The 6,488-nt window shown below is 55.6% G+C and carries 6 protein-coding genes; all 6 read left to right on the top strand.

What is annotated here, in order from left to right; all coding sequences use genetic code 11:
• On the top strand, window positions 1-364 hold a 364-nt coding region (locus tag lacNas_RS02255), incomplete at its 5' end, for a ribonuclease HII (RefSeq protein ID WP_201346543.1).
• An 86-nt stretch (window positions 365-450) separates the two neighbouring features.
• A complete protein-coding gene (dprA, locus tag lacNas_RS02260; protein ID WP_201330379.1) occupies window positions 451-1,290 on the top strand; it encodes a DNA-processing protein DprA in 840 nt (279 codons plus the stop codon).
• Between the two features lie 127 nt (window positions 1,291-1,417).
• Complete coding sequence (gene topA, locus lacNas_RS02265; protein WP_201330380.1) at window positions 1,418-3,598, top strand: type I DNA topoisomerase; 2,181 nt, start codon at window positions 1,418-1,420, stop codon at window positions 3,596-3,598.
• Window positions 3,599-3,738: 140 nt separating this feature from the next.
• A complete protein-coding gene (gene trmFO / locus lacNas_RS02270; protein ID WP_201330381.1) occupies window positions 3,739-5,058 on the top strand; it encodes a methylenetetrahydrofolate--tRNA-(uracil(54)-C(5))-methyltransferase (FADH(2)-oxidizing) TrmFO in 1,320 nt (439 codons plus the stop codon).
• Window positions 5,059-5,949: a tyrosine recombinase XerC gene (gene xerC, locus lacNas_RS02275; protein WP_201330382.1), complete on the top strand. Its 891-nt coding sequence runs from the start codon at window positions 5,059-5,061 to the stop codon at window positions 5,947-5,949.
• A 107-nt stretch (window positions 5,950-6,056) separates the two neighbouring features.
• Window positions 6,057-6,488 (top strand): ATP-dependent protease subunit HslV (hslV, locus tag lacNas_RS02280; protein WP_201346544.1); only part of this gene is annotated, 432 nt, incomplete at its 3' end.

A 6,488-nucleotide genomic window follows, 5' to 3' on the forward strand; every position in this document is an offset into this window, starting at 1 on the left:
CCGCATCAACATCTATGAAGCTGACCGGCAGGCCATGAAGCAGGCGGTTGAAGCATTGAGCGTGCGGCCGGCCGCGCTTTTGGTCGACGCGATGAACGTGCCCGTTGAATTGCCGCAAGTGGAGCTGATCAAGGGGGATGCCAAGTCCAACTCAATCGCGGCTGCTTCAATCGTCGCCAAGGTCTTCAGAGACAGCTTGATGGACGATTATGCCCGCCTTTACCCGCAGTATGCTTTTGACCATAATGCCGGCTACGGCACCAAGGACCATTTGAATGCCTTAAGAAAATACGGACCGACCCCGATTCACCGCCTGACCTTCAGCCCGGTGAGCGAGATGAGCGGCAATAAAAAGACTGACTAGCTGGTCAGTCTTTTTTGTTTGCCAAAGGGGGAAAATAAAAAAGAAAAGGGCGGCTTTTTGGCGTAATAGTAGGTGGAGGGAAAATTATGAACAAAACCGAATTCTTACTGCGCCTGAAACTGCAAAAAGGGCTGAGCTACCTAAAGATCCTGCAGGTCATGCAGCAGATGCCGCCGGATGAGGACGTGGATCATGAATGGCTGAACTGCCTGGAGCTGCCGGATGAGCTGCTTTACCGGGTGGAGCGGGCTTTTTTGAACGACCGCTACGAAAGTGCGATTGAAAATTTGCAAAAGAATTTCAAAATAATCAGTTTCTTTGATGACGGATATCCATTTCAATTAAGAGAAATTTATCGCCCGCCAATCCTGCTCTTTGCCAAGGGGGACCTCAGCCTCTTGGAGCAGGAGGTGACGGTGATCGTGGGTTCAAGAACGCCCAGCCCATATTCCGGCCGGGTGATTGAAAGCCTCATGCCGGCCTTGATCAAGAAAAAGCAGGTGATCGCCAGCGGCCTGGCCCGGGGCGTTGATGCCCTGGCCCACCAGAATGCCCTGAACTTTGGCGGCAAGACCATTGCCGTGGTGGCCAACGGCCTGAACTATTTTTACCCGCGGGAAAATACCCTGCTGCAAAAGCAGATTGCCGCCCGGGGCCTGCTTTTGAGCGAATATCTGCCCGACACCCCGCCGCGGCCTTTCCGCTTTCCAGAACGCAACCGGATTCTGGCAGGCATCTGCAAGAACGTGATCGTAACCGAGGCCAAGGCCCATTCCGGTTCATTGATTACCGCCAACCTGGCCCTGCAGGAAAACCGCAATGTTTTTGCCGTCCCCGGTGCCATCACCAGTCCCTTGTCGGTCGGCACCAACCAGCTGATTTCCGCAGGCGCCACCCCGGTCATCGACAACCACTTGGACCTGTAAAAAGTTAAATTATTGTAAAAAAAACCGGTTTTGCCCATTAAGTAAATTTTCTTTTGGTTGACAATTCAGCAAATTATTTCTATATTGAAGAAGATTTAATTTCGAATTTTAGTGAAAGGGGCATTTGATGCCTGCTACAGCAAAAGAAAACAAGAGCAAGACGAGCAAGACCGCCAAGACTGCCAAGAAGAGCAGCCCGAAGCGGAAGAAGAGCAAGATTAAAAAAGACCTGGTTATCGTAGAATCACCAGCCAAGGCGCACACGATTGAAAAGTACCTGGGCAAAAAGTATCACGTGATTGCTTCTAAAGGGCACATCCGGGATTTGCCGAAGTCGCAGATGGGGGTTGACATTGACAACCACTATCAGCCGAAGTACATTTCTATCCGCGGCAAGGGCGAAACGATCAAGGAACTGAAATCCGAAGCCAAGAAGGCCAACAAAGTCTACCTGGCATCCGACCCTGACCGGGAAGGGGAAGCAATTGCCTGGCACGTGGCGCACGTTCTGGGACTGGATGAAAAAGAAGCCAACCGGGTTACTTTCAACGAAGTTACCAAGGATGCTGTCAAAGACGCCTTCAACCACGCCCGGACCATCGACATGGACACGGTCAACGCCCAGCAGGCGCGCCGGGTTTTGGACCGGCTGGTCGGCTACTCTTTGTCGCCGATTCTCTGGTCCAAGGTCAAGAAGGGCCTGTCTGCCGGCCGGGTGCAGTCGGTTGCCTTGAAGCTGGTGATCGACCGCGAAAAGGAAATCAAGGCCTTCAAGCCGGTTGAATACTGGACGGTTGAAGCAGAATTTGCCAAGGGCAAAGAAAAGTTCCAGGCCTCCTTCTATGGCGAAGGCGGCAAGAAGACCGACCTGCCTGACAATGAAGCCGTCCAGAAGCTGCTGGCCAAGTTCGACAAGAAGAAGCCGTTTGCCGTCAGCAAGGTAGTCAAGCGGGAAGTGCGCCGCCAGCCAGCCGCGCCGTTCACGACGTCGACTTTGCAGCAGGAGGCCAACCGCCGCTTGAACTTCCGAACTTCAAAGACCATGAATATTGCCCAGCACCTTTATGAAGGGATCAGCCTGGGCAGGGAAGGCACGGTCGGCTTGATCACCTACATGAGAACCGACTCCAAGCGTATCTCCCCAGTCGCCCGCCAGGAAGCGGCCAAATTCATTGACGAAGAATACGGCAGCGAATTCGCGGTCAAGAAGGAGCGGCACTTCAAGAACCAGGGAGATGCCCAAGATGCCCACGAAGCCGTGCGGCCGACCAGCGTCTACCGGACGCCGAAGTCTCTGGAAAAGGTGCTGACCAAAGACGAGCTGCGGCTTTACACCTTGATCTGGAGCCGCTTTGTGGCCAGCGAAATGACCCCGGCCGTTTTTGACACGGTGCGCTACGATCTGACGCAAAACGACGTGACCTTCAGAGCCAGTGGCTCAGTCATGAAGTTCGCGGGTTATACCAAAGTTTATGACAACCGCGGCGAGAAGAACGTCAGCCTGCCGGCCTTGGCCGAAGGCGACGAGGTCAAGCTGACCAAGTCCGACAACAAGCAGCACTTCACCCAGCCGCCGGCCCGCTATACTGAAGCCAGCCTGGTCCGGGCATTGGAAGAAAATGGGGTCGGCCGGCCGTCTACTTACGCGCCGACCATTCAAAACATTCAGTCGCGCAATTACGTCAAGCTGGAAGGCCGGGCAATCGTGCCGACTGAGCTGGGCGAGATCGTGGACGGCCTGGTTGAGCAGTTCTTCCCGGACATCACCAGCGTGGACTACACGGCCAAGCTGGAAGATGAGCTCGATGAGGTCGAAGACGGCAAGAAGGACTGGGTCAGCGTGGTTGACCAGTACTACAAGCCTTTCTCCAAGGAGCTGGAGAAGGCCGACAGCGAGATCCAGAAGATTCAGATCAAGGACCAGCCAGCCGGCTTCAACTGTGAAGTCTGCGGGGCGCCGATGCTGATCAAGATGGGCCGCTATGGCAAGTTCTACGGCTGTTCGCGCTTCCCTGACTGCCACCACACGCAGACGATCGTCAAGAAAGTCGGCGTTGTCTGTCCGAAGTGCGGCAAAGGCGAAGTGCTGGAGAAGAAATCCAAGCGGGGCCGGAAGTTCTACGGCTGCTCGCGTTATCCAGACTGCGACTTCGTCTCCTGGGACAAGCCGATCAACCGGGTCTGCCCGAACGACGGCCACTATCTGGTTGAAAAGAAACGCAAGGACGGCTTCGTCGTCTTGTGCCCGAACGGCGACTACAAGGAAGAGCCGCAGGCTGAAGAAGCTGAACCTGAACAAGCAGAATAGATACAATGTCACCAAAGCCTGTCTTTGGTGGCATTTTTGCTAAAAGCATGCCATTAGGCAGGCAGAAGCTTTTTCGGTAAAATAACAGATAGAGAATTTTAAGGGCTGGATGGCCCAGTTTAAACAAAGGATTGAAACAAATGACAGAAAAAGTTACGGTAATCGGCGCCGGCTTGGCCGGCAGCGAAGCAGCCTGGCAGCTGGCGAAAAGAGGAATCAAGGTCGACCTTTATGAGATGCGGCCCAAGAAAATGACCCCGGCGCATGAGAGCGGCAGTTTCGCGGAACTGGTCTGCACCAACTCCATGCGGTCCAACCAGCTTTCCAATGCCGTCGGTTTATTAAAAGAAGAAATGCGGCAGATGGATTCATTGATCATGCAGGCCGCTGACGCCTGCCAGGTGCCGGCCGGCGGGGCGCTGGCGGTTGACCGGGAGCTCTTCTCCAAGTACGTGACCGACAAGCTGACCAGTCTGCCGGAAGTCACCGTCCACGATGAAGAAATCACGGAGCTGCCAAAAGACGGCATCACCGTCATTGCCACCGGTCCGCTGACCAGCGATGCCTTGGCTGAACGGATTCAAGAATTTGAAGGCACTGACAGCCTGCACTTCTTTGACGCCGCGGCACCGATCATCGCCGCTGACTCCATTGACATGGACATCGTCTACAAGAAGAGCCGCTATGACCGGGGCGAAGCCGCCTACCTCAACTGCCCGATGACCAAGGAAGAATATGACCGCTTCGCCGATGCCTTGGTGCACGCTGAAACCGCGGAAATGCACGGTTTTGAAAACAGCGAGGTATTTGAAGGTTGCATGCCGATCGAAGTCATGGCTGCCCGCGGCGCCAAGACCATGCTTTTCGGCCCGCTGAAGCCGGTCGGCCTGGAAAACCCTAAAGACGGCAAGACGCCTTACGCCGTCGTGCAGCTGCGTCAGGACAACGCGGCAGCGTCCATGTACAACATCGTCGGTTTCCAGACCCACCTCAAGTACGGTGAGCAAAAGCGGGTCTTCCAAATGATTCCGGGCTTGGAAAACGCCCGTTTCGTCCGCTATGGCAAGATGCACCGCAACACTTACATGGCCAGCCCGGAAGTTCTGCAGGCCAGCTACGAAGCCAAGGCCCAGCCTGGCCTCTTCTTTGCCGGGCAGATGACCGGGGTTGAAGGCTACGTGGAAAGTGCCGGCAGCGGCCTGGTTGCCGGGATCAACGCGGCCAGAGAAGCCGCTGGCCAAGAGCCGGTTGAATTTCCGCTTACGACGGCCTTGGGGTCCATGGCCCACTACATCACCACGACCGATGCCAAGCACTTCCAGCCGATGAACGCCAGCTTTGCCTTGATTCCGGGATTGGAAGGCAAAAAGATCAGAAACAAGCGTGAACGCCACGAAAAGATCAGTGAGCGGGGCCTGGCTGATCTGGCGGCCTTCAAGGCGGAAAAGCTGGCGGATTAAATGACTTTTGAAGAACAGTTTCTGTCTTACTTGAAAAATGAGCGTTCTTACAGTCCCCGGACGCTTCTGGCCTATCAAAAGGACTTGGCCCAGGCCAGGGCTTTTTGGCAGGAAAACGGCGGCTTTGCCGGCTGGGAAGCAGTCAAGCGGCGGGACGTAGAAGTTTACCTGCAGTTTTTGAGCCAGCAGGGCCTGGCGGCCAGCAGCCTGTCGCGGAAGCTGTCCACCCTGCGCTCTTTTTACCGCTTTTTGACCAGGCGCAAGCTGCTTGCCGGCGACCCGACCGTGGCCGTGCAATTGCGCCGCGGCGGCCGGAAGCTGCCGGAATTCTTCTATCAAAAGGAAGTCGGGCAGGTGCTGGCCGGCTTGAATGACGGCAAGCCGCTGACTGTCCGCAACCGGGCGCTTTTGGCCCTGTTTTACGCCACAGGGATGCGGCTGAGCGAAGTGACTGAGCTGCAGCTTAAGCAGGTTGACCTGGAAAACTGTCTCATTCTGGTGCACGGCAAGGGCAACAAGGACCGCTACGTCTTTTTTGACGGGCAGACAAAAGAGTACCTGCAGGACTACCTGCAGCAGGCCCGGCCTAAGCTTTTGAAAGGACAAGCCGACTCTGGCCGGGTTTTCTTAAACAATCGGGGCCAGGGACTGAGCAGCCGGGGGATTGCCAAGACGGTTCAGCAGCTTTTTCAAAAAGCCGGCCTGACTGCCGGGGCCCATCCGCATGAATTGCGGCACAGTTTTGCCACCGCCATGCTGAACAATGGCGCGGACTTGCGGAGCGTGCAGGAATTGCTGGGCCATGAAGACTTGTCGACCACCCAGATCTACACGCACGTGAGCATGCAGCATCTGCAGGCAGAATATCGCCAGCATTTTCCCAGAAAATGATGAAAAGTGCTATTATGAAAATGATGGGAAAGCGCCAAGCATTTGAGTATTTTTGCAATATTTTCAAATGATGGCATGAATAGGAAAGCAACAAACGGAGGAACAAAATGACAACGATTTGTTCGGTAAAATACAATGGCCAGACCGCGATTGCCGGCGACGGCCAGGTGACTTTGGGCAAGAGCATCATCGCCAAGACCACGGCCAGAAAAATCCGCCGGATCTACCATGACCAGGTAGTGATCGGCTTTGCCGGCGGGGTGGCCGACGCCGTCAGCCTGCAGGAAATGCTGGAAGGCAAGCTGGAGAGCTACAGCGGCGATCTGCGCCGGGCAGCCGTTGAAATGGCCCAGGCTTGGCGCAAGGATCCGGCCCTGCAGAAGCTGGAGGCAATGGTGATCGCCTTCAATGACCAGGACCTGCTCCTCATCTCCGGCAACGGCGAAGTGCTTGAGCCGGATGAAAGCGTCGTGGCCATCGGCAGCGGCGGCTACTACGCCCAGGCGGCTGCGGTGGCAATGACCCGCCACTCCAGCGGC

The organism is Lactobacillus nasalidis (genome assembly GCF_016587775.1).
In the GTDB taxonomy this organism is placed as follows: Bacteria; Bacillota; Bacilli; order Lactobacillales; family Lactobacillaceae; genus Lactobacillus; species Lactobacillus nasalidis.